Source organism: Collinsella aerofaciens (assembly GCF_015554145.1).
GTDB lineage: Bacteria > Actinomycetota > Coriobacteriia > Coriobacteriales > Coriobacteriaceae > Collinsella > Collinsella aerofaciens_AA.
This window is the reverse complement of record NZ_JADNHZ010000025.1, coordinates 14754-37704: the sequence shown is the minus strand read 5'-3', so window position 1 is coordinate 37704 and position 22951 is coordinate 14754. Positions and strand designations below refer to the sequence as shown.

Genomic DNA, 22951 nt, shown 5'->3' with positions numbered 1-22951 from the left:
CCCTTGACAGCGGATTGGGTCATATGAGCGAAAACCCGCCAGAGCGAGCAAGGTGCCTTGAAACGAGGCGGCATTGACCTTCTGGTCATGCCGCCGAAGTTGAAAGGCAGATTGCCACGCTGGCGGGTTTGCAGCGTCGACCGGTTACGCGGTTTGGTAAAACCGCGTAACTAAATAAGCTTGAAGCCCTTGCGCTTGCCTACGGAGAGGGTGTCGCCCAGCTTGAGGGCGCTGGGATCGATGTTATAGCTCTTGGAAGCCACAGCCTTGCCGTTGATCTTGACGCCGCCGCCGTCGATGTCGCGGCGGGCCTGACCGGCGCTGGCCGAAAGGCCCAGGTCCTTGAGCAGGCCAGCGAGGTAAATCTGGCCCTCGTCGTTGACGGTCAGCTCAACGTGCTTCTCGGGGAAGTCGGCAAGCTGGCCCTCCTTGAACACACGGTCGAACTCGGCCTGAGCCTCGTCGCCGGCGCCAGCACCGTGGTAGGTGTCGCACAGGTCGCGGCCTAGAGCGCGCTTGAGCTCGTAGGGGTCGGCGGAGCCATCGGCCAGGGCGGCATCGATCTTGTCGACCTCGGCCGGGGCGAGCGAGCTGGCCAGACGATAGTACTTGCCGATCATCTCGTCGGGGATGGACATGGTCTTGCCGAACATATCCTTGGGAGCGTCGGTCAGGCCGATGTAGTTGCCATAGGACTTGGACATCTTGCGCACGCCGTCGGTGCCCTCGAGCAGCGGCATGGTAAGCGCGATCTGCGGCTCCATGCCCATCTTCTCCATGAGCTCGCGGCCGGCGAGCAGGTTGAAGAGCTGGTCGGTGCCGCCCATCTCGACGTCGGCCTTGATCTGAACGGAGTCGAAGGCCTGCATCACGGGGTACAGAAACTCGTGCAGGGCGATCGGCGTCTGGGACTGGTAGCGCTTGGTAAAGTCGTCGCGCTCAAGGATGCGGGCGACGGTGAACTTGGAGCACACCTGCAGCAGGCCGGCCAGGTCCATCGAAAGGATCCAGTCGCCGTTGTGCACGATGGTGGTCTTCTCGGGGTCCAGAATCTTCATGGCCTGGCTCACGTAGGTCTCGGCGTTGGCCTCGATCTGCTCCTGCGAAAGCTGCGGACGCGTGGAGTTCTTGCCCGAGGGGTCGCCGATCAGCGCGGTGCCGTTGCCGATGATGAGGGTGACGTTGTGGCCCAGGTCCTGGAACTGACGCATCTTGCGCAGCGGCACGGCGTGGCCCAGGTGCAGGTCGGGGCTGGTGGGATCGACGCCGAGCTTGATGTTGAGGGGCTCGCCCTTCTCAAGCTTCTTGCGAAGGTCGGCCTCGGGGACGATTTGGGCAGCGCCCGAGGTGATGATACGCATTTGCTCGTCAACAGACAGCATTGGGTATCCTCCTTTTGCTATAGCACCCTCGCCGAAAACGGCGGTGCTGGAAGTCCATAAACTCTCATATGATAACAAACTGACGCGACGCGGCACCTACGACAGGAAAATCCTCGTCCTGCCGCACGCGTCAACGGCGACCGGCAGACGTGTACCGTCACGCTCGACCAGATAGCGTACCTGCCGACGACGCAAGCAGTCGCGGCAACGGACCCGTCCCGTCGCATCGGTAGCGCAGACGCCCTCGGCGGTCAGCAGGCAGTGCTCGCACACCATGAGCTCGGGGCAATCGGCATCGACAGGGCTCAGAACACCAGGTTCGGCCGTCAGTTCGGCAATACGCTCCGCATCATTGCCGAGCAACTCGGCCGGCAAGTACACCCGCCCCGCACCGAGTCCGCGCAGCCAGGCAAGCGTGGCCCGATTCGCGCAGAACACCGGCGCCGCCACGTCAAACGTCACGCCCAGCTCGCGAGCGATCACCACCTGTCCCAGGTTGCGGCAGACGACGCGCCCGGCACGCTGTATCAGTGAGCGGGTCCGGTCAGCGTCACCCGTGCGGCACACCTCGTCAAGCACCACAACGGCGTCGGACAAATCGAGTTCTCCGCGCGGGTCGGCATCCATCAGCTGCCAAGCAAAAACCATGTGAGAGGGAACCGCGCGCTCCACCAACTCCGTCGACGCACCGCCATCCACCGCAACGTCCTCAAAGGGCAGCACCTCAACGGCGCGCGCAACGGGCGCAATCGCATCCGCCTCGGCCCGCATGCGCTCCAACACCGCCGCCGTCTGATCCAACACGCCGGCGCTGCGAATCAGGTATACCTCGCAGCCCGTGTCCACCTTACGCTTGCAATGCACGACGACGCGCTTCCCCGCTGCGGCATCCACCGGGCAGGGCACCTGCGGCCAGCGCTTGGGCACATCGGGACGCGCGTCGACACCCGGATAGAACCGAATCTCGAGCGTGTCACCCGCCGCCACGGCGGCATCAAGCTCAACCGTCACCTCTTCGTGGCCCACAGCGACCAAGCGCCCCACGCGCACGCCCTGGTTAATTGCACGCTCAAAGCTCATCAGCTCGGCACCCGAACGCCCTCGCAGGTACGCATCGGTAAACCCACGGTTAAACGACCTTCCCAGCTCGCGCTCAAGCTCTTCCACGACACCGGGGTCCCACGCGCCGTCGCGCAGCATATCGAGCGCCCGGCGCCAAACCCGCACCACGTTGAATACGTAATCGGGGTTCTTCATGCGTCCCTCGATCTTGAGCGACGCAACGCCAGCATCTACAAGCTCGGGCAGATGCGCAATACCCAGATAGTCATGCGGACACAGCAGACGATCCCCCTCAACGGCGACAACGCTCTGCCCCGCCTCGTCCACTAGGTCGTACGCCAGACGGCACGGCTGCGTGCAGTCGCCGCGCATCGCCGATCGTCCACGCCGCAGGGCCGAGAACTCGCACGCCCCCGAATAGCCGATGCAAATCGCACCGTGGCAGAATACCTCGATGGGCACGCCCGTGGCACATAGCGCCGCAATCTCGTCGACCGTCAGCTCGCGTGCCGTCGTCACGCGCTCGACCCCCAGCTCATCGGCGGCAAGCCGCACGGCACCCTCGCTATGAGCGCCCGCCTGCGTGGACAGGTGAATCTCGACCCCGGGAATCGCCGCGCGCAGCGCGCAGGCCAACCCGGCATCGGCGACAATCAGAGCATCGGCGCCCAGCTCCAGTGCATGAGCTCCCAACGCCACCGCGTCGGACAACTCATCGTCAAACACGAACACGTTGAGCGTTACGTACACACGCACGCCATGGGCATGCGCCACGGCGCAGCCGCGCGCAAACTCGTTATCCGTAAAGCCATGGGCGCTCACACGGGCGTTAAAGCCGCCCAACCCCGCATAGATGGCATCGGCGCCCGCGGCGATGGCCGCAAGCATCTGGTCGAGCCCGCCCGCCGGCGCCAGCAGCTCGGGCAGCGCCGCACCGGCAGCATCCAATCCAGTCTCGTATTGTCCGCTCGGCCCCATCGTCCGAATCGCCATCGACAAACTCCTTACCAAGGTATGCATTCACTCTGAAAAATGCCGTCTTCCAGCATACACGAGGCCTCGCGCGCCCCGTTTGGTTTATCGTGTAATTACTTATGTCCATCCTGCCCCGACGGCACATCCACCGTCTGGCACGACATACCTGGAGGTCAATATATGGGTCCTCGCCAACGACAGGGACACAGCCGTTCAAAGACGCACGCCCTGCCCATAATCCTGCTCTCGTTTTTGGGCTTTCTGCTGATTGCGGGCGTGGCGTTTGGCATCGGCATGGTCGGTAACGTCAACCGCTGGCTGTCCGATCTGCCCGACTACACCGACGCCAACGCGTATCTGGTGAGCGAGCCCACCGAGATCGTCGACTGCAACGGCAACAAGATCGCGAGCTTCTACACGCAAAACCGCAAGTCCATCACCAAGGACGAGGTCTCCCCCTACGTGCTGCAGGGCACCGTTGACGTCGAGGACGAGCGCTTCTACGAGCACGGCGGTATCGACCTGTGGGGTATCGCGCGTGCTGCGGTGGCAACCCTCGGCGGCGGGCACGAAGGCGCCTCGACGATCACCCAGCAGCTTGTGCGCAACACCATCCTGCAGGAGGAGCAATTCGACTCGACCATTGAGCGTAAGGTGCGCGAGGCCTACATCGCCATCAAGATGGAGGACATGTACTCCAAAGACGAGATCCTCATGATGTACCTCAACACCATCTATTACGGCCACGGCGCCTACGGCATCGAGGCCGCAGCCGAGACCTATCTGTCCAAGAGCGCCGCCGACCTCACCCTGAGCGAGGCCGCGCTGTTGATCGGCCTTCCCAACTCGCCCTCGCAGTACGACCCCACGGTCAACCCCGGCCTGGCGCTGTCCCGTCGCAACAAGGTTCTCGACAACATGCTGCGCCTGGGCCACATCACCCAGGAGGAGCACGATGCCGCACAGGCCGAGCCCATCACCCTCAACGTGACCGAGATTTCGGGCAGCGGCGTCGACGTATACTCGCAGCCCTACTTTGTCTCCTACGTCAAGCAGCTACTGGAGCAGGAGTTCTCGACCGACGTGCTCTTTAAGGGCGGCCTGACCGTCAAGACCACCATCGACCCCACGATGCAGCAGGTGGCAGAGAATGCCGTCCGCGAGCAGCTCGACACGCTCTCGCTTGACGGCCTGGACATGGGCATGGTCGTCGTCGACCCCAAGACCGGCTACATCAAGTGCATGGTGGGCGGCTACGACTACAACGCCGACGAGAACCACGTAAACCATGCCACGGCCAAGCGTCCCGTCGGCTCCACCTTTAAGGCCTTTACGCTGGCAACTGCCATCCAAAACGGCATGAACCCCAACGTCACCCTCAACTGCAACTCGCCGCTCAAGGCCAAGGGCACCACGACCGAGGTCCAAAATTACGCCAACCAGAGCTACGGCAACATCACGCTTAAGCAGGCGACGGCATACTCCTCCAACACCGGCTACATCCAGGTGGCGGAAGCCGTCGGCAACAGCAAGATCATCTCGCTCGTCAAAAAGCTCGGCATCGACCCCGCCAAGGACAACATCGAGGACGTTCCCGTCATGACGCTCGGCACCGGCTCGATCTCGCCACTCGAGATGGCCGCCGCCTACGCGACGTTTGCCAACGGCGGCTACTATCGCCAGCCGATCGCCATCACCGAGATTGATTCTCGTACCGGTTCGGTGCTGTACCAGCACACCGACAATCCCTCACAGGTGCTTACCGAGGGCGAGGCCGCCGCGGTCACCGATGTTCTGTCCGGCGTCATGAAGGGCAGCGGTACGGGTGCTGCCGGCGCCCTGAGTGTCAACCAGCCCTATGCCGGCAAGACGGGCACCACCGACAACACCACCAACCTTTGGTTCTGCGGCTATACCCCGCAGCTGGCGTGCGCCCTGTGGACCGGCTATTCCGCGGGCGAGATCCCCATCCAAAAGTACGGCACGGACCTGCTGGGCGACAGCACCAACCTGCCTGTCTTTAAGCGGTTTATGAACACCGTTCTGACCGGTACCGAGCGCGAGGAGTTTGCGACCGGAACGGCGCCCACCTACAAGAACAACAGCGTCTGGAAGTTCTACGGCACCAACAACACCAAGAAGTCGGAGAACGACGACAAGGACGAGGACGAAGAGGAAGAGGAAACCACCACAACAACTACCACGACGACCACGACCACCGAGACCACGGGCGGCGACACCACCGGCGACACCACCGGCGGCACCGGTACGACCGGTGGCTCGACGGGCGGCTCCACTGGTGGCTCGACGGGCGGCTCCACTGGTGGCTCGACCGGCGGCGATGGCGGCACGCCTACGCCTACGCCCACTCCCGACCCCTCGCCCACGCCTGACGATACGGTCGGCTAAGAAGTACGCGACTAAAGCCAACAAGGCCCCGAGCAGCTTATTGAACTGCTCGGGGCCTTTTAGTTTGAAACGACCTGGAGGGCGGTCTTTATACCGGCAAACAAAAAGGGGGTACCGACCAACGTCGATACCCCTTACAAGCCACTATGTCAGCGCACACAATGCCGAACGCACGACCCGCACGCCTACTTGCGAGAATTGCTCAACTTATTGATCAGCGCCTCGAGACGCTCGCCGTCCTCGGCCGTCTGGGCAATAACCAAAATCGTATCGTTGCCGGCAAGCGAGCCAAGCACATCGGGCAACTCTGCCGCATCAACGGCGGCGGCGATGCCGGAAGCCGTGCCAGGCTGAGCCTTGATCATAACCAGATTATCGGTACGCAGAACGCCCGTTACGAGCTCGGAAACCATACGCTGCAGGTGCAAGTCCTCTGCCAGAACATAGATGCCCTCAGGGAGCTTACGCAGCCCCATGTCGGCAATATCGCGAGAGACAGTCGCCTGCGTGCAATCAAAGCCCATAGCACGGAGCTCATCAACCAGCACGCGCTGCGTGCGGACATCCTTATTGCGCACAATATCTCTAATGGCATCCTGGCGCCCATTGCGTTTTTTAGCCATACAAACCCTCTCTCCAAAAGATGGCGGAGACAATCAATCAGTGATTGAATAGTTTAACGCTATTTGAAGGCTTTTGTGTATAAGAACGCATTTCGAAACAATTCTATGCAAGTTTGTTTCGTAATGAGCCGTTTAGGCGGTTTTTGCGCCCGTCCGGTTAAGAAAAGCTGCCAGATGCGTACACATCACGCAGCGCGCGGGCTTAGCGCTGGCGATCGGCCCAAACAACAGGCCCAGTCCCCGATGGTTGTCCTTGAGCGCGGCGACCATCTGACGGGTTCGAGGCGCCTCGAGCATATCACGCATGCGGGCGGAACGCTCGATTGACGACACCCCATGCGGGCTCAGACACAAATTCTCGATGCAGGCGACCAGTCCGGCAAAGTAGAACTTTTGGCTTGCCAGCTTGAGCCGGCCACCGCTATCTGCTTCCGAGAGTGAGTCCGCAAGCTCGTCGAGTGCTCGGGTGTCATCGGATACCCTGGCATACATGGTGGGATCAAAGGCATCTGTAAGCTTAGGCGCCACCGCGTGGAAACAAGCGTCGCCGCATCCGGAGACGCGCTGCGCCTGCGAGAGCGCGCATGCCATAAACCCAACTGTGCGAAACGCCTTGTCGCACAAAAGGCATGCCTCAAACAGCGGACGGCTATACATCACGCCAGAGACTTGAGCAACCAAGCCGCCTAAAATCAACTGAGGCAGCCCGGCCACCATCGAAGACTTGTCTTCAATGACAATAGAGGCAGCATCCAAGACACGCGAATGGCGCTCTCGATGTGCATCATAGCGGTCGAGCGACACCGTGGGGAACACTATGTCTGCCGCAGTATCGCACGCGATATCGACCATCTTGGAAAGGGATTGCGGAGCAAACCACTCATCGGCGTTCATGGCGATGATTTGAGAGCCGCGCGAGGCAGCAAAACCGGCACGAAGACACGCGCCGCGCGTCGCGTCCTCGACGTCAATCAAATCAATATGGATGTCCCTGTCGGCAGCAACTTGAAGCGAATGGCGCACACCGGGCGCAGTATCGCGACAGACAACGACAATCTGCAAATCGTAGAGGTCTTGGTTCTGGATACTCTCGAGCGCACGCATCGCATAGCTGGGCGAACCTTCTACCACAAGGATCACCGAAAGTCGCGGATGCGAGCCACGTCGAACCAAATTATCCGTCCTCTCGACAGCAATGAATCAAACCGTGGTTCATGGTACACCCCGGCAATAAAAGCAATGAGACACCGGTTGCATTGCACGCCAAGAACAGATGTTGCACACGCGCAGCCCACAGATGACAGGTGTCGACGCACGACACGTCGAGCCCTACCCTAGTCGAGCACGACAAGCTCGGCGGGATCGTAATCCACGCCCATAAACGTAAGGCCGCAGGCAGGAGCCGTGGGGCCCGAAGCGGTGCGGTCGCAAGCATCGATAACCTCGCGCATCCACTCGGGTTCACGGCGATGCATGCCAATCTCGACAAGCGTGCCCACGATCGAACGGACCATCGAATGCAGAAACGCATTGCCCTCGATGGTGAACGTCAGGATGTCCTCGCCAAACGCAACCTCATGGCCAAATTCGGCACGCATCACGCAGCGATGCGTGGGCTTGCCAACGGCCGAAGCGACCTTGCAAAAGCTTTTAAAGTCCTGCTCGCCCAGCAGTGCGGGGCAGGCAGCAGACATAGCCTCAACATCCAAGGGATAGCGATGCCACCACACGGCACCGCGGGACAGCACAGGGCGCGCATCTCGATCGGCAATGCGGTATGTATACGTACGGGAACGCGCGTCAAAACGCGCAGAAAAGCCTTTACGGGCCTTGTAGACCTCGTTAATGGCGATATCTTTGGGCAGCAGGGCATCCATAGCCCGCAGCCACCTACGGCGCGTACAAGCGAGCTCAGCGTCCGTTACGGGCACGCTGATGTACTGAGCCACGGCATGCACGCCGGCATCGGTACGCCCCGCGCACGTCAGATCGATCGGGCGGCGAAGCAGCGTCTCGATGGCTCGACGTAGCTCACCCGCAACCGTCGTCTGTCCCGGCTGCTCGGCAAATCCGCTATACGACGAGCCATCATAGGCCACGCGAAATACGAGCGTGGCGTCAAGCTCGGAAATCGAATTGAAATCAGACGGCGCAGTCATGGGCGCTCCCAACAAACAAGCAACGGTATCGCGACAAAAAAAGAGGGGTACGCGAACGTACCCCTCGAATATAGCCTATGCAGACGGAATGTCTACTCAGCGGTCTCCTCGGCAGCCTCGACCTTCTTGGGAGCAGCGGCCTTCTTGGGGGCCGGAGCAGCCTTCTTGGCCTTAGGCGTGCAAGGCTCGGTGACGAGCTCCATGATAACGATGGGAGCGTTGTCGCCCTTACGGTTACCGAGCTTCATGATGCGGGTGTAACCGCCGTTGCGGTCCTGCCACATGCCCTGAGCAGCCTTGTCGAAAATCTCGGCAACGAGCTGCTTATCGCCGAGCTTGGCGATAGCCAGACGACGAGAGTGCAGGTCGCCCTTCTTGGCCCAAGTGATGATCGGGTCGACGACCGAACGCAGCGCCTTAGCACGGGTCTCGGTGGTCTTGATGCGGTCGTTCTCGAAGAGGGCCTTAGCAAGGCTCTTCTTCATGGCCTTGGTGTGGCTCGCATCGGTGCCGAGCTTCAGGCCCTTCTTAACGTTGTGACGCATGGTCTAGTTTCTCCTCAAATATGCGAAGCATTAAGCCTTCAGGCTCAGGCCCATGGACTCAAGCTTGTCCTTCACTTCCTCGATCGACTTAACACCGAAGTTACGGATGTTGAGCAGATCGTTCTCCGAGAACTCAACGAGTTGACGGACCGAGTGAATGCTGGCGCGCTTAAGGCAGTTGTAGGAACGGACGGAAAGGTCCAGATCCTCGATCTGCTTGTCCAGCTCGGCGTTGTCGTTGGTGACCTCGGGAGCGAAGATCGAAGCCTCCTCCTCGACCTCGGGGGTCTCGGCAAGGTTCATAAAGGCAGCCATATGCTGGTTGATGATATTGGCAGCCTGGACCACGGCGTCGCGCGGAGCGATGGAGCCGTTGGTCTCGATCTCGAGGACAAGGCGGTCGTAGTCGGTGTGCTGACCGACACGGCAAGCCTCAACGAGCTTGGCGCAACGGGACACCGGCGAGTACAGCGAGTCGACGTGGATCACACCGATGGGATCGTTGTCGCGCTTGTTAGCCTCGCCAGAGACATAGCCGCGGCCATAGCCGATGCGCATGCTCATGGTGAGATGGCCACCCTCGGTGAGCGTAGCGATGTGCTGCTCGGGGTTGACCAGCTCAAACTCGGACGGAATAAAGAAGTCCGCACCGGTGACCTCGCAGGGGCCGTCAACCGAGATGGTGGCGGTCGCCTCGTCGGTCGTGCCGAGAGCCCTGAAGACAAGACCCTTGACATTCAGGACGATGTCGGTGACATCCTCGACCATGTTAGGGATGGTCATGAACTCGTGCTGTGCACCATCGATCTGAATAGCCTCGACGGCGGCACCCTCGAGCGAGGACAGAAGTACGCGACGAAGGGAGTTACCCAGCGTATCGCCGTAGCCACGCTCGAGCGGCTCGACGGAGACACGAGCAGACGTCTCGTTGATCTCTTCGACCTGAACCTGAGGCCTAATGAATTCTGACATGTATTACCTCCAGCCTCAGCAGCCCGGATGGACTACTTAGAGTAGAGCTCGACGATGAGCTGCTCGTTGATATCACCGCTGATCTGCTCACGCGTCGGCAGAGCGAGCACGTTACCAGACAGCTTCTCGATATCGACCTCGAGCCAGCCAGGGACCTCAAAGCGCTCGGAGGAAATCAGGGCCTCCTTGATGGGGAGGAGGTCACGGAACTTCTCGCCGACAGCGACGACGTCGCCGGCCTTGACGCGGTAGGACGGGATGTCCACGCGCTTGCCGTTCACGGTGAAGTGACCGTGACGGACGGACTGACGAGCCTCTTTGCGGGTGCGGGCGAAGCCAAGACGGAAGACGACGTTGTCGAGGCGAGACTCAAGGATGATCATGAGGTTCTCACCGGTGACGCCGTTCATCTTGCGGGCCTTGTTGAAGTAGCCGTGGAACTGCTTCTCCAGAACGCCATAGATGAACTTGACCTTCTGCTTCTCGCGCAGCTGCATGCCGTACTCAGATTCCTTGCGACGGCGCTTGGGCTGACGGATAGATTCCTTCTTGCTGCTGTAACCGAGCTCAGCGGGATCGATCCCGAGCTGACGGCAGCGCTTAAGAACAGGAGTCCTGTCGATTGCCATATTGATACGATCCTTTCAGTTACACGCGGCGACGCTTCTTGGGGCGGCAGCCGTTGTGCGGGATGGGGGTCTTGTCCTGGATGCTCGAGACCTCAAGGCCAGCAGCCTGGAGGGAACGGATGGCGGTCTCACGACCGGAGCCGGGGCCCTTGACGAAGACGGAAACCTTCTTCATACCGTGCTCCATGGCCTGCTTGGCAGCAGCCTCGGCAGCCATCTGGGCAGCGAACGGCGTGGACTTACGCGAGCCCTTGAAGCCCACCTGGCCAGCCGACTTCCAGGAAATGACGTTGCCCTGGGGATCGGTGATCGAAACGATCGTGTTGTTGAACGTAGAACGAATGTGAGCCTGGCCCACGGAAATGTTCTTACGGTCCGCGCGCTTCAGACGGGCAGCGCGAACGTTCTTCTTAGCAGTAGCCATCTATCTAGCGCTCCTTATTTCTTCTTCTTAGCACCGATCTGACGCTTCGGGCCCTTGCGGGTACGAGCGTTAGTGTGGGTGCGCTGGCCGCGGACCGGGAGGCCCTTGCGGTGACGAAGGCCGCGGTTGCAGCCGATGTCCATAAGGCGCTTGACGTTCTGGTTGCGCTCACGGCGGAGGTCACCCTCAACCATGATCTGGTTCTTATCGATATAATCGCGGATGGCGTTAACCTCATCCTCGGTGAGGTCCTTAACGCGCGTATCCACGTTAACGTTGCACTCGACGCAGATCTTCGTCGCAGTGGTGCGGCCGATGCCGTAAATGTAGGTCAGACCGATCTCAACGCGCTTCTCACGCGGGAGGTCGACACCATTAATACGGGCCAACGTAGTCTCCTCTCTTAACCCTGACGCTGCTTATGACGGGGGTTCTCGCAAATGACGAGGACCTTGCCATGGCGCCTAATGATTTTGCACTTATCGCACATCTTCTTGACCGAAGGACGTACCTTCATCGTTCTTCCTTTCGGTAGCGCTCAAACTACTTCCCTACTATCTACTCGCCCAGCCGCAGGCGTTTAAAACTATGGCTGGTCTTCACACACAATCCGACCGTAGGTTGAGCTAAGCCTGCAGCCGGAAATGGAGTGCGTGTATGCGTGCCGCTATTTGTAGCGATAGGTGATGCGGCCGCGGGTCAGGTCGTACGGGGAAAGCTCCACGACAACCCTGTCACCGGGGAGAATACGGATGTAATTCATTCGGATCTTGCCAGAAATGTTGCACAGAACCGAATGACCGTTCTCGAGCTCGACCTTAAACATGGCATTGGGCAACGGTTCCTTTACCGTACCCTCGAGCTCAATTGCGTCTTCCTTCTTCACAAGCAATCATCTTTCTCTAGAAAACGACAGCGATTGAGTATTCTACAATACGCATGCACGTATCGTAGTATCTTCGTAATGGCTCCACAACTAAGCGGAACTTGTTACATTTGAAATGTTAAGGCGTGCATTTGACGCAAGCCCTACATTTCACCGCCCTGCAAGGAACACCAAGCACCCTGGGCATCCGTGGTGAGAATCACCGGACCGTCATTGGTAATGGCGACGGTGTTCTCGTAGTGCGCGGCGGGCAAGTGGTCGTTGGTCGTAACAATCCAACCGTCGGAGCCCGTGCTCACATGGTTGGAACCCATCGTAACCATCGGCTCGATGGCAATGACCATGCCGGCTTGGAGGCGAACGCCCCTCCCCTTCTTTCCATAGTTAGGAACGTTGGGGTCCTCGTGCATCACGCGGCCAATGCCATGGCCCACATAGTCACGAAGCACGCCGTAACCGTGAGACTCGGCGAGGGACTGAACGGCATAACCGACGTCCCCGATATGGTTACCGGGGACAGCCTGCTCGATGGCAGCCTTAAGGCAATCGCGCGTAACCTCGCACAGGGCCTTGGCCTCGGGCGTGGGGGTGCCGACGAAAAACGTCCAAGCGTTATCGCCGACCCAACCGTCGACAACGGCTCCCGTATCGATGGAAATGATATCGCCATCGCGCAGGATCATGTCGGGGTTGGGAATACCGTGGACCACGGCATCGTTGATTGATGCGCAAATGGTTCCCGGGAACCCGCCGTAACCCTTAAAGGCCGGGATGCCGCCATGCATGCGGATAATCTGCTCCGCGAGCTGATCGAGCTCAAAGGTCGAAACGCCGGGGCGCACCATGGCTCCAACGTGGCGGAGCGCCATCTTAGATAGCGCTCCTGCCTTCTTCATCTGCTCGATTTGCGTTGCAGACTTAATCTTGATCATAGACCGAGAGCCTCTTTGACATCCCCGTACACGGTCTCGCGAGCCTGGTCACCGTTGACCGACTTGAGCAGACCCTGGCCACGATAGTAGTCGACGAGCGGGCTCGTGGACTTCTCGTAGACGTCGAGACGGTTCTTGATGGTCTCGGGCTTGTCGTCGTCGCGCTGATACATCTCGCCACCGCACTTGGGGCAGGTGGCATCGGCAGCAGTGCCGGTGTAACCGCAGGCGCGGCAGGTGCGGCGCGAAGACAGACGATCGATGATGACCTCGGGGGCCACATCGACCAGAAGGGCGCAATCGATCTCGCGACCCATGGCGGAGAGATCGGAATCGAGCGTCACAGCCTGGGCGGTGTTGCGCGGGAAGCCGTCGAGAATGAAGCCCTGCTGGGCGTCATCGGCGGCAAGGCGCTCCTTGACAAGGTCGATCACGAGCTGGTCGGGAACGAGCTCGCCAGCGTCCATGTACTTCTTAGCCTGAATACCAAGCTCGGTGCCGCCCTTGACGGCAGCACGCAGCAGGTCGCCCGTGGAAATGTGGGCGACGCCAAACTCGGCGACGAGCTCCTGTGCGACGGTGCCCTTACCGGCACCCGGAGCTCCGAGCAATACGAGGTTCATGAGCAATCCTCCTCTAGCCTATTTAAAGAATCCATCGTAATCATACATCTTGATCTGGCCTTCGAGCTTATCGACCGTGTCGAGCACGACGCCGACCATGATGAGGATGGACGTGCCGCCAAAAGCCTGGATCAGATGGTTACCCGTGAAGGAGAAGATGATCGAAGGCACGATGGCGATGAGCGCCAAAAAGACAGCGCTGGGAAGCGTGATCTTGTTGAGCGCGTTCTTGATGTAGGCCGCGGTAGCCCTACCCGGACGCACGCCCGGAATAAAGCCGCCCTGCTTCTTAAGGTTATCGGCCGTGTCATCGGGGTTGAACACCATGGAGGTGTAGAAGTATGCGAAGAACACGATGAGGACAACGTTAAGCACCCAGTTGAGCCAACCGGTCGAAAGCGCGGAGGCAACTGCCTGAATCCAGCCGATGCCGGGGAAGAACACGGCAATCTGAGCCGGGAAGTACAGCAACGCCGAAGCGAAGATGATCGGCACGACACCCGCGGTGTTGACCTTGATGGGCAGGTAGGTGGTCTGGCCACCCATCATGCGACGGCCCACGACGCGTTTGGCGTAGGAGACCGGGATGCGGCGCTGGCCGCGCTCAAGGAAAACAATCAGCGGAATAACCAGCAGGATGATGGCGCAGATGATCGCCATGGTGATGATGCCACCGGCATTGCCCTCGGTGCTGGAGAAGATAGCCTGCGGCAGGCCGGCCATGATGTTCGCAAAGATGATCAGCGACATGCCATTGCCGATACCGCGCTGGGTGATGAGCTCACCAATCCACATGATCAGCATGGCGCCCGCGGTGAGCGTGCCGACAATCATGAGGTCGAAGATGATCTCGGGAGCACCGGCGCCATTGAAGCTGATGCCGAAGCTCTTAAAGAGGAAGAGGTAACCCACGGAGTTGAGGATTGCCAGAGCCAGGGTGAGGTAACGCGAATACTGCGTAATCTTGGTCTGACCGACCTCGCCCTCGCGGGCAAGCTCATGCAGGGAAGGCACAACGGCCTGGAGCATCTGGAGGATGATCGAGCTGGTGATGTAAGGCATGATGCCCAGCGAAAACACCGACACATAGCTCAACGCGCCGCCAGAGAAAAGATTCAGGAGGGCCATAGCACCTGCGGCGACCGAATTGTTATCGGTCGAGAAAAGGCCCAGCATCCCCTGGAAGGGAATGCCGGGCACAGGAACGTGCGCACCAATGCGGTACACGACGAGCATAGCTATGGTAAAAAGAATCTTTTCGCGCAATTCTTTGATGCGGAAAGCATTCTTAAGACCATTTAGCACGGCAGCTCGACCTTTCCGCCGGCGGCCTCGATCTTGGCCTGCGCAGAAGCGCTGACCTTGTCGACCTTGACCGTGAACTTCTTGGTGAGCTCACCATTGCCGAGCACCTTGACGGGCTCGAACTCGCTCTTGGTGATGCGAGCGGCCTTAAGAGCGGCACCGTCGATCACAGCGCCGTCCTCGAACTTACGCTCGAGACGCTCAACGTTAACAGCGGTGTACTCGATACGACGGGGGTTGCGGAAGCCCGGAAGCTTGGGCAGGCGCATAGCCAGCGGAGTCTGGCCACCCTCGAAGCCGGCACCCTTGGTGCCGCCAGAGCGGGAACCCTGGCCCTTCTGGCCGCGGCCAGAAGTGGTGCCGTGACCCGAAGAATTGCCACGGCCGACGCGCTTGCGGTTCTTGGTGGAACCGGGCGCGGGAGTAAGATCGTGAAGCTGCATTTGCTACTCCTCTACAATCTCGACAAGGTGCTTGACCTTGAAGATCATGCCGCGGACGGACTCGTTGTCAGCAATCTCGCGAACCTCGCGGATCCTGTGGAGACCGAGGGCACGGACAGTACGGACCTGATCCTGCTTGCAACCGTTGGTGCTGCGGACCTGCTTGATCTTGATGGTGTCAGCCATGCTTAGTTCTCCTTACCGACGAACATCTCGGAGACCGTCAGGCCACGGCGAGCCGCGACGTCCTCAGGGCTGGAGAGCTCCTTGAGGCCCTCGACGGCAGCCTTGATGATGTTGAGGCCGTTGTCGGTACCGAGGGACTTGGACAGGACGTTCTTGATGCCAGCAAGCTCGAAGAGGGGACGCACAGCGCCGCCGGCGATAACGCCGGTACCCTCGACAGCGGGCTTGATGATAATGCGGCCGGCACCAAAGTGGCCGAGAACCTCGTGCGGGATGGTGCCCTGCTCGGTCACCGGCACGTGGAACATGTTCTTCTTGGCATCGAGAGACGCCTTGGAGATGGCCAGGGGCACCTCAGCGGACTTGCCCATGCCAACGCCGACGTTGCCCTTGCCGTCGCCAACGACGACGAGAGCGACGAGGCTCATGCGACGACCACCCTTGACGGTCTTCGACACGCGGTTGATGTAAACGACGCGCTCCTCGAACTCGGAGGCCTCGCGCTGCTGCTTCTGATTACGAGCCATGTGCTACATACCTCCTAGAACTCGAGACCGGCGGCACGAGCACCGTCGGCGAGGGCCTTGACGCGGCCATGGTAGATACGGCCACCGCGATCGAAGGCGACCTTGGTGATGCCGGCCTCGATGGCACGCTTGCCAACGAGCTGACCGACCTTCTCCGCAGCCTCCTTGTTCGAGGTGTGGGTGCCCTTGAACTCGGCCTCGAGGGTCGAGGCAGAGACGAGCGTCAGGCTGGAGCCCTTGCTGTCGTCGATGATCTGGGCATAGATGTTGGCGTTAGTACGGGTCACGCGAAGACGCGGACGCTCGGAAGTACCCGAGACCTTGCCGCGAACACGACGCTGACGACGCTTGAGGCCTTCCAGCTTCGCCTTATGCTTGTTCATACGTAAACTCCTAAAAAGGTTGATCTTGCCAGCACCTGACGGGGTGCTGGTCTTATGCGAGTGAGTCGGTTACGACTACTTGGCGGCCTTACCCAGCTTGCGGCGGATGTGCTCGCCAACGTAGTGGATACCCTTGCCCTTGTAAGGCTCGGGAGGACGATGACCGCGGATCTCAGCGGCGATCTGACCGACCTGCTGCTTGTTGATACCCTTGACGTTCACGTGGGTGTTATCGGGAACCTCGAAAGTGATGCCCTCGGGAGCCTCGACGATCACGGGGTGCGAGAAGCCCAGGGAGAACTCGAGGTTCTTACCCTTCTGCTGCACGCGGTAACCGACGCCGGCGAGCTCGAGCTTCTTCTCGAAGCCCTCGGAAACGCCAACAACCATGTTGTGGATGAGGGCGCGGGTGAGGCCGTGGCGGGCACGGGTCTCACGCTCGTCGTCGGGACGGGAAACGGTGAGGACGTTGTCCTCGACGTTGATAGCGAGCTTCTCATAGATATCGAGCTCGAGCTGGCCCTTGGGGCCCTTGACGACAATGTTGTTGCCGTTGACTGCCACTTCGACTCCGGCGGGAATCTGGACAGGCTTATTACCGATACGAGACACGGTGATCTCCTTTCCTTCTACCTACCGAGCGAATTACCAGACGTAAGCGATGATCTCGCCGCCGACGTTGTGCTTGCGAGCATCGCGGTCGGTCATGACGCCATGGCTGGTGGAAATAATGGCGGTACCAAGGCCACCGCGGACGCGGGGCATGTCGGCAACGCCGGTGTACTTACGCAGGCCCGGCTTGGAAATGCGGCGGATGCCGTTGATGACCTTAGCCTTCTTGGGACCATACTTAAGCGTGATGTGCAGAGTCTTCTGGGGAACGGTGTCCTCGACATCGTAGCCCTCGATGTAGCCCTCCTCGTGCAGAACACGAGCGATCTCGACGAGCTTCTTGCTGCTCGGCATGGAGACCGTGGCCTTGTTCACAGAGTTAGCGTTACGGATGCGCGTAAGCATATCTGCGATCGGGTCTGTAAGGTTCATACAGATTCTCCTTCGTTCTTGATGAACACGTGCTCTTGGTTCTTCGCCGCCCTTAACGGCAAAGCCTAACTAGCGCGTTTTCCCTGTTCCAAACGGATGCTTGAAACGCTGGTAGTGACTTACCAGCTGGCCTTCTTAACGCCGGGAAGCTCGCCCTTGAGTGCAAGCTCGCGGAAGCAGACACGGCACAGGCCGAACTTGCGGTACACAGAGTGCGGACGGCCGCAGCGCTGGCAGCGCGTGTACTCACGAGTAGAGAACTTCTGCTTGCGATTGCACTTGACGATCATCGATGTCTTAGCCACTTATATCCTCCTCACATAGAGTATTGTTCGCCCCAAGCGCCGCCCCCTTCTGGGAACGGCGCTCATAGGGCAGGTGAACCTATTTCTTGAACGGGAAACCGAAGGCATCCAGAAGGGCCTTGGCCTCCTCATCGGTATTGGCGGTGGTCACGAAAGTGATGTCCATACCACGCTGGTGATCGACGGAGTCGAAGTCGATCTCGGGGAAGATGAGCTGCTCGGTGACGCCCATGGAGAAGTTACCACGGCCGTCGAAGCTCTTGGCGGAGATGCCGCGGAAGTCGCGGATACGGGGAATCGCGACGGAGGTCAGACGATCGAAGAACTCCCACATACGGTCGCCACGCAGGGTAACCTTGCAGCCGATCGGCATACCAGCGCGCAGGCGGAAGGTAGCGATGGACTTGCGGGCACGGGTGATCATCGGCTGCTGGCCGGTGATGGCGCGCAGGTCACGCACGGCACCGTCGATGGCCTTGGAATCGGTAGCGGCCTCGCCGACGCCCATGTTCACGACGATCTTCTCAAACTTGGGGATCATCATGACGTTCTCGTACTGGAACTTGTCCTGAAGCTGCTGCTTGACCTCGTTGTTGTACTTGGTCTTCAGACGCGGCACATACTTCTCTTCTGCCATTGTTCACTCCTTCTTGGGGTTTTAAGCACGGGGCGTGGCCACGATGGGTTGTCCTCGTGCCTCCTGGCTGCATCCGCGCCGCTCATGGCATTTCGCGGTTTGGACTCGACGCAGCAGGAGCCGACAAAACAATCGGTACTATACGCGCATCGGGAGCGTATTTCCAGAAAAACCTCGTCTGCCTGCACAACTCCACAACTCCCCCGCACAAATTGATCCCTAGGGCACGGAGGAAAACAGCAGTTGCGGTGAGATAGGGACTGTTTGATGGCTTAACAGGCTTTAACAGTCCGTATTTCACCGCAACTCATATATGGGGATGCGATTAGCGCTTGCGGGGGACGAGCTTGGTGCGGCGCAGGTGGATCATCTCGGCAGCGATGGAGATGGCGATCTCCTCGGGGTCCTCGGCCTCGATGGCGACACCGATCGGCAGGTGCAGCTCGTCGATCTGGTCCTGCGTAAAGCCCTCCTGCTCCAGGCGGGCGCGCACAAAGGCCGTCTTGCGGCGCGAACCCAGACAGCCCAGATAGGCGGGCTTGGCGTGCATGGCCTGAATCACCACGTCGATATCGGACTTGTGACCCGCCGTGGCGACGACCACTAGGTCACGCGGGCCGATGGGGCACTGCTTGCTCAGGTTCTTGTAGTCGACCAGACGACGGTCGTAGACACCGGGCACCCATTCGGGGGTCAGTGTGCCGGGGCGGTCGTCGCAAGCCACGACGGCAAAGCCCGCCGCCGTGAGCACCCGCGCCGTCGCAGCACCCACGTGGCCGCAGCCAAAGATATAGGTCAGGCCCTCGGGGCAGAGCGTCTCGATGTGCGCCGCGGGAATCTCGGAGGCCGCGTTGGTGTAGGTGACCTTACTCCCCTCCTCCACCAGCGAAAGCTCGGGGCAGCCCATTATGGTGCGGCGCGACTCCTCGCCATGGTATTCGGCAACGTCGCCTTCATGCGCACTTGCGATAAACGGTTCAAAGTCGATGGCGAAGTCGCCGATGCGCCGATAGGCCAAGACGTCGGCAACCGACTGGAACAACGGTGCCTGGGTCGCATCCAGATGCAGGTAGCACAGGCAGATGGCTCCGCCGCAAATCATGCCGGTATCGGAGTTCTCGCCGCCCATGGTGTAGCGGACCAGACGCGATTTACCCCCGGCCAGCAGCTCGCGCGCCTCGTCCAGCGCAAAGAGCTCAATCTTGCCGCCGCCGATAGTGCCCGCTTGGCTGCCATCGGCAAAGACAGTCATCCATGCGCCCACACCGCGCGGGGACGACCCCGCCGTACCGGCCACTACCACCAGCTCGCACGTCTCGCCAGCACGCAGGGCGGCAAGCGCCGCATTCACAACATCGAGCTTTTCCATTGCCGCCTTCTATCCTCTAAAGACATCGGTGAGCATAGCGAGTGCCTCGAGCACGCCGCCGCCGACCGACGTCGCTTTGTCCGAAATGTAGTTGATATAGCTGGCATCGCCGCGTGGATCGACATCGGCGCATTTAAAGCCCTCAGTCACCTGCACGCCGTTCGCCAAAAGCCCGCGCAGACAGCCATCGATCTGCGTGCACATGGGCGTATCGCCCGCGTAGCCAATCACGTCTCCGGCGCTCACGATGTCGCCGATTGCGCGGTCGGACCGAAACACGCCGGCGGCGGGGCTGTGGATAACACGTTCCTTGCCATAGCCGGCGATAATGCCCGGCACGCCCGTGTTGGGCTGGGGCGAACCTTGGGTAATGACACGGCCCAGGAAATGCCCACGCATGGTCTCGACCACGGCGTCGCAGTCAACCGGCGCGGTAAAGCCCGGCCCCACGGCGATGACGGCAGGCGCCATGTCGCGCGTGGTGCCCAAGTTGCGCTTAGCCAAAATCGCGTCGACCACAGCAGCGGGTTTAAGCTCATCGAGCATCTTGGCCTGAGGGTCCACCACAACGGCGACGTCTCCAGCCTCGGTAATCTCAAGCGCCTCAGCCGGCGTCTGTGCCAAGCGAGCGCGAATGCCTTCGACCTCGACCTCGCCCAGGCGAATGGCCTCGCAAAAACAGATTGTGCGGCGGATGCACGTGGGAACCGCGATATCGGCCATAACGACCGAAACGCCGGCGCGCACCAAGCGAGCGGCGACGCCCGTGGCGATATCGCCGGCGCCGCGAACATAAACGAGCATTCCCGGGGCACCTCCCTGTGCTACGGTTTGAGCAGAGCAAAAGCGGTTCGGCCGCTACTCTGATGATTATTTATTATCACAGTATTATACGGCGGTGAACAGATGGAAACGACGAGCGGAAACCTTGCCTCCGCGCTCAAGATCGAGCCGGGCATTACCGCAATTATCGGCAGCGGTGGCAAGTCGACCTTGCTAAAGACGCTGGGTCTCGAGCTCATGCGCGCTGGCGGCCGCGTGCTCCTCTGCACCACCACGCACATGTTTCCCGTCGCCGGCGTGCCGTGGGACGGGTCAAACCGTCGCCTGGATGCCGCGCCTTGGAAGCCGGGTGCCGCGCATGTCCCCGGCTGCACCTGCAAGGTATGCGCTGGCATGAGCCGCGGAAGCATCTGCCAGGCGGGTGTTTTGGACCCGGAGACAGGCAAGCTCTCCGCCCCCGCCGAGCCGCTCGGCGAGCTGGCACGGCGCTTTAACTATGTGTTGGCCGAGGCAGATGGCAGCAAGCAACTCCCGCTCAAGGCGCATGCCGCCTGGGAGCCGGTAATTCCCGCCGCCACGGCAAACGTTGTCTGGGTCGTCGGCGCCTCGGGGCTGGGCAAGCCCGTCGCCGAGGTTGTCCACCGCCCCGAGCTCTTCTGCGAGCGCTGCGACTGCGAGCCTACCGACATCGCCACGCCCGAGCGCGTCGCCCAGGTGCTCAATGCCGAGATGCAGATGCTGAACCTAAACAATGCCCGTATCATGCTCAACCAAGTCGACACGCTTGCCGACTCAACGATAGCCGACCGCTTCCAGGCAGCCCTCGGCCGCCCCGTCGTCGCCACCAACCTCAAGTAGCTGGCGCTGCCCCAGCAGGCCTATAAGTTGCGGTGGAATAGTTCCTGAAACGGCCTATTTGGCGGCTAAACAGGAACTATTCCACCGCAACTGCGGAGGGAAATCCGGTGATCTTCCTGCTAGCGGGGCACGTAGCGACCGGGCTGGGCCCCGGTGGGCTCGCCGTCGCGCGCGGCCAGCACGCCGTTCACAAACACGGCCTTGGCGCGGCCGTGCGCCTCAAAGCCCTCGAGCGGCGTGTAGTCCACGGCCTGATGCTGCGTCGCGGCGCTAATCGTCCAGCGCGCCTTGGGATCCCACACGCACACGTCGGCATCGGCGCCCTCGGCAAGACAGCCCTTGTGCGGATACATGCCAAAGACGCGCGCCGGGTTCTCGCTCATCAGGCGGCACAGATCCTCGGGACCCAGCTGTCCCTCAAAGCTCGTAGCGATCGCGACGGGGCGATGCTCCACGCCGGGTCCGCCGTTGGGAATCGCGCGGAAGTCGTCGCGCCCGCGGTCCTTTTGCCCGTGCAGGTTAAAGCTACAGTGGTCGGTCGCAATCGTATCGATCTCGCCGGCCACAAGCGCCTCGCGCAGTGCCGCACGGTCGCCGGCATGGCGCAGCGGCGGGCTCATCACGTACTTGGCGCCCGCAAAGCCGTCCTCGCCCTGCTCCAGATAGCAGGTGTCGTCGAGCATCAGATACTGAGGGCATGTCTCGACATAGATGTTCTTCTGCCCGCGCGCTTTGGCAGCGCGAATGGCCTCGAGCCCCAGCTTGGTCGAAAGGTGCACCACGTTGACCGGAGCGTCCCCGGCCAAGTGCGCCAGATACAGCAGGCGGCTCACGGCCTCGGCCTCACACACGTCCGGACGGCTGAGCGCATGACCCTCGGGCCCGTGGATACCCTGCTCAAACACGCGCTTCTGCAGCGCGTTGACCAACGTGCCGTTCTCGCAATGCACGCACAGGATACCGCCCACGCGCTTGAGCTCCTCCAGCACCTCGAGCGTCTCGGCATCGTCCAGGCGCAGATGGTCGTAGGCAAAGTAGGTCTTAAACGACGACACGCCCGCCTCGCGCATGGCCAAAAGATCGGCGCGGTTGCGCTCATTCCACTCGGCAAGCGCCATATGGAAGGCATAGTTGGCGGTGCAGGTGCCGTCGGCGCGATGATGCCACTCGACCAAGGCATCGGGCATGGTCACGCCGCGATCGGCCGTCGCGTAGTCCACAATGGTCGTCGTGCCGCCGCAGGCAGCCGCGCGCGTGCCGGTCTCAAAGCTATCGGCTGTCCAATCCATGCCGGTCCAGCACTGCATGTGCGTGTGCCCATCGATAAAGCCCGGGAACACCCAGCAGCCCGCAGCATCCTCGACGGTATCGCCCTCGGCCGGCTCAATCGCCGCGGCAATCCGTACGATCTTATCGCCATCCATGGCAAGATCGGCGCGGCGAAGCCCTTGGGGCGTCACGAGTGCGCCGTTTTTGATGATGATCATAAT

The 22951-nt window shown here is 60.7% G+C and carries 28 protein-coding genes; 2 read left to right on the top strand and 26 right to left on the bottom strand.

Going from position 1 to position 22951, the window contains the following annotated elements; genetic code table 11:
• Positions 1-170 precede the first annotated feature (170 nt).
• Positions 171-1382, bottom strand: a complete 1212-nt coding sequence (tyrS, locus tag I2E13_RS09570) for a tyrosine--tRNA ligase (RefSeq protein ID WP_118256634.1) — start codon at positions 1380-1382, stop codon at positions 171-173.
• Between the two features lie 96 nt (positions 1383-1478).
• A complete protein-coding gene (locus I2E13_RS09565; protein ID WP_195404940.1) occupies positions 1479-3437 on the bottom strand; it encodes a U32 family peptidase in 1959 nt (652 codons plus the stop codon).
• Between the two features lie 162 nt (positions 3438-3599).
• Here I2E13_RS09565 and I2E13_RS09560 point away from each other — a divergent pair, with 162 nt between their 5' ends.
• Positions 3600-5828: a transglycosylase domain-containing protein gene (locus I2E13_RS09560; RefSeq protein WP_195404939.1), complete on the top strand. Its 2229-nt coding sequence runs from the start codon at positions 3600-3602 to the stop codon at positions 5826-5828.
• Between the two features lie 185 nt (positions 5829-6013).
• Here the strand turns inward: I2E13_RS09560 and I2E13_RS09555 are convergent, their stop codons facing one another.
• From I2E13_RS09555 to yqeB, 23 genes are all read right to left on the bottom strand, one after another.
• On the bottom strand, positions 6014-6451 hold the full coding sequence (locus tag I2E13_RS09555; protein ID WP_006235280.1) for an arginine repressor: 438 nt from the start codon (positions 6449-6451) through the stop codon (positions 6014-6016).
• 132 nt (positions 6452-6583) lie between these two features.
• Positions 6584-7582 (bottom strand): glycosyltransferase family 2 protein, encoded by a 999-nt coding sequence (locus I2E13_RS09550; RefSeq protein WP_147344016.1) that lies wholly within the window; start codon positions 7580-7582, stop codon positions 6584-6586.
• Between the two features lie 203 nt (positions 7583-7785).
• Positions 7786-8610 carry a tRNA pseudouridine(38-40) synthase TruA gene (truA, locus tag I2E13_RS09545; protein WP_195404938.1) on the bottom strand — a complete coding sequence of 275 codons (825 nt, stop codon included), beginning with the start codon at positions 8608-8610 and terminating at the stop codon, positions 7786-7788.
• 92 nt (positions 8611-8702) lie between these two features.
• Positions 8703-9155, bottom strand: a complete 453-nt coding sequence (rplQ, locus tag I2E13_RS09540) for a 50S ribosomal protein L17 (protein ID WP_195404937.1) — start codon at positions 9153-9155, stop codon at positions 8703-8705.
• 30 nt (positions 9156-9185) lie between these two features.
• Complete coding sequence (locus I2E13_RS09535; RefSeq protein WP_006235276.1) at positions 9186-10127, bottom strand: DNA-directed RNA polymerase subunit alpha; 942 nt, start codon at positions 10125-10127, stop codon at positions 9186-9188.
• A gap of 32 nt (positions 10128-10159) precedes the next feature.
• A complete protein-coding gene (rpsD, locus tag I2E13_RS09530) occupies positions 10160-10756 on the bottom strand; it encodes a 30S ribosomal protein S4 (RefSeq protein WP_006235275.1) in 597 nt (198 codons plus the stop codon).
• Between the two features lie 19 nt (positions 10757-10775).
• On the bottom strand, positions 10776-11180 hold the full coding sequence (gene rpsK / locus I2E13_RS09525) for a 30S ribosomal protein S11 (protein WP_006235274.1): 405 nt from the start codon (positions 11178-11180) through the stop codon (positions 10776-10778).
• Positions 11181-11194: 14 nt separating this feature from the next.
• Positions 11195-11569 (bottom strand): 30S ribosomal protein S13, encoded by a 375-nt coding sequence (gene rpsM / locus I2E13_RS09520; RefSeq protein ID WP_022094275.1) that lies wholly within the window; start codon positions 11567-11569, stop codon positions 11195-11197.
• Between the two features lie 14 nt (positions 11570-11583).
• The gene (rpmJ, locus tag I2E13_RS09515) at positions 11584-11697 is read right to left on the bottom strand and encodes a 50S ribosomal protein L36 (RefSeq protein ID WP_006363204.1); all 114 of its coding nucleotides are present in this window, start codon (positions 11695-11697) and stop codon (positions 11584-11586) included.
• 150 nt (positions 11698-11847) lie between these two features.
• Positions 11848-12066: a translation initiation factor IF-1 gene (gene infA, locus I2E13_RS09510; RefSeq protein ID WP_035137443.1), complete on the bottom strand. Its 219-nt coding sequence runs from the start codon at positions 12064-12066 to the stop codon at positions 11848-11850.
• Positions 12067-12209: 143 nt separating this feature from the next.
• Positions 12210-12998, bottom strand: a complete 789-nt coding sequence (gene map, locus I2E13_RS09505) for a type I methionyl aminopeptidase (protein ID WP_089573563.1) — start codon at positions 12996-12998, stop codon at positions 12210-12212.
• The gene (locus I2E13_RS09500) at positions 12995-13621 is read right to left on the bottom strand and encodes an adenylate kinase (RefSeq protein WP_195404936.1); all 627 of its coding nucleotides are present in this window, start codon (positions 13619-13621) and stop codon (positions 12995-12997) included. Before I2E13_RS09500 ends, map begins: the two co-directional genes overlap by 4 nt.
• Before the next feature lie 18 nt (positions 13622-13639).
• Positions 13640-14926, bottom strand: a complete 1287-nt coding sequence (gene secY / locus I2E13_RS09495; protein WP_117757074.1) for a preprotein translocase subunit SecY — start codon at positions 14924-14926, stop codon at positions 13640-13642.
• Positions 14920-15369, bottom strand: a complete 450-nt coding sequence (gene rplO / locus I2E13_RS09490; RefSeq protein WP_006235267.1) for a 50S ribosomal protein L15 — start codon at positions 15367-15369, stop codon at positions 14920-14922. Before rplO ends, secY begins: the two co-directional genes overlap by 7 nt.
• A 3-nt stretch (positions 15370-15372) precedes the next feature.
• The gene (gene rpmD, locus I2E13_RS09485; protein WP_006235266.1) at positions 15373-15555 is read right to left on the bottom strand and encodes a 50S ribosomal protein L30; all 183 of its coding nucleotides are present in this window, start codon (positions 15553-15555) and stop codon (positions 15373-15375) included.
• 2 nt (positions 15556-15557) lie between these two features.
• Positions 15558-16082 (bottom strand): 30S ribosomal protein S5, encoded by a 525-nt coding sequence (gene rpsE / locus I2E13_RS09480; RefSeq protein ID WP_055252236.1) that lies wholly within the window; start codon positions 16080-16082, stop codon positions 15558-15560.
• A gap of 14 nt (positions 16083-16096) precedes the next feature.
• Positions 16097-16465, bottom strand: a complete 369-nt coding sequence (rplR, locus tag I2E13_RS09475; protein WP_006235264.1) for a 50S ribosomal protein L18 — start codon at positions 16463-16465, stop codon at positions 16097-16099.
• A gap of 75 nt (positions 16466-16540) precedes the next feature.
• Positions 16541-17077: a 50S ribosomal protein L6 gene (gene rplF / locus I2E13_RS09470; protein WP_195404935.1), complete on the bottom strand. Its 537-nt coding sequence runs from the start codon at positions 17075-17077 to the stop codon at positions 16541-16543.
• Positions 17078-17110: 33 nt separating this feature from the next.
• Entirely contained in the window at positions 17111-17509 is a 399-nt protein-coding gene (gene rpsH / locus I2E13_RS09465) for a 30S ribosomal protein S8 (RefSeq protein WP_006235262.1), read from the bottom strand.
• A gap of 119 nt (positions 17510-17628) precedes the next feature.
• The gene (locus tag I2E13_RS09460) at positions 17629-17814 is read right to left on the bottom strand and encodes a type Z 30S ribosomal protein S14 (protein WP_022094280.1); all 186 of its coding nucleotides are present in this window, start codon (positions 17812-17814) and stop codon (positions 17629-17631) included.
• A gap of 79 nt (positions 17815-17893) precedes the next feature.
• A complete protein-coding gene (gene rplE, locus I2E13_RS09455; RefSeq protein ID WP_006235260.1) occupies positions 17894-18451 on the bottom strand; it encodes a 50S ribosomal protein L5 in 558 nt (185 codons plus the stop codon).
• Between the two features lie 325 nt (positions 18452-18776).
• Complete coding sequence (locus I2E13_RS09450) at positions 18777-19820, bottom strand: XdhC family protein (RefSeq protein ID WP_195404934.1); 1044 nt, start codon at positions 19818-19820, stop codon at positions 18777-18779.
• A 9-nt stretch (positions 19821-19829) separates the two neighbouring features.
• The gene (gene yqeB / locus I2E13_RS09445) at positions 19830-20624 is read right to left on the bottom strand and encodes a selenium-dependent molybdenum cofactor biosynthesis protein YqeB (RefSeq protein WP_099432042.1); all 795 of its coding nucleotides are present in this window, start codon (positions 20622-20624) and stop codon (positions 19830-19832) included.
• 102 nt (positions 20625-20726) lie between these two features.
• Between yqeB and yqeC the strand changes: the two genes are divergently transcribed.
• Positions 20727-21461 (top strand): selenium cofactor biosynthesis protein YqeC, encoded by a 735-nt coding sequence (yqeC, locus tag I2E13_RS09440; protein ID WP_195404933.1) that lies wholly within the window; start codon positions 20727-20729, stop codon positions 21459-21461.
• Positions 21462-21580: 119 nt separating this feature from the next.
• On the opposite strand, the gene hydA is transcribed toward yqeC, so the two are convergent.
• Positions 21581-22948: a dihydropyrimidinase gene (hydA, locus tag I2E13_RS09435; protein WP_195404932.1), complete on the bottom strand. Its 1368-nt coding sequence runs from the start codon at positions 22946-22948 to the stop codon at positions 21581-21583.
• Between the last annotated feature and the right edge of the window lie 3 nt (positions 22949-22951).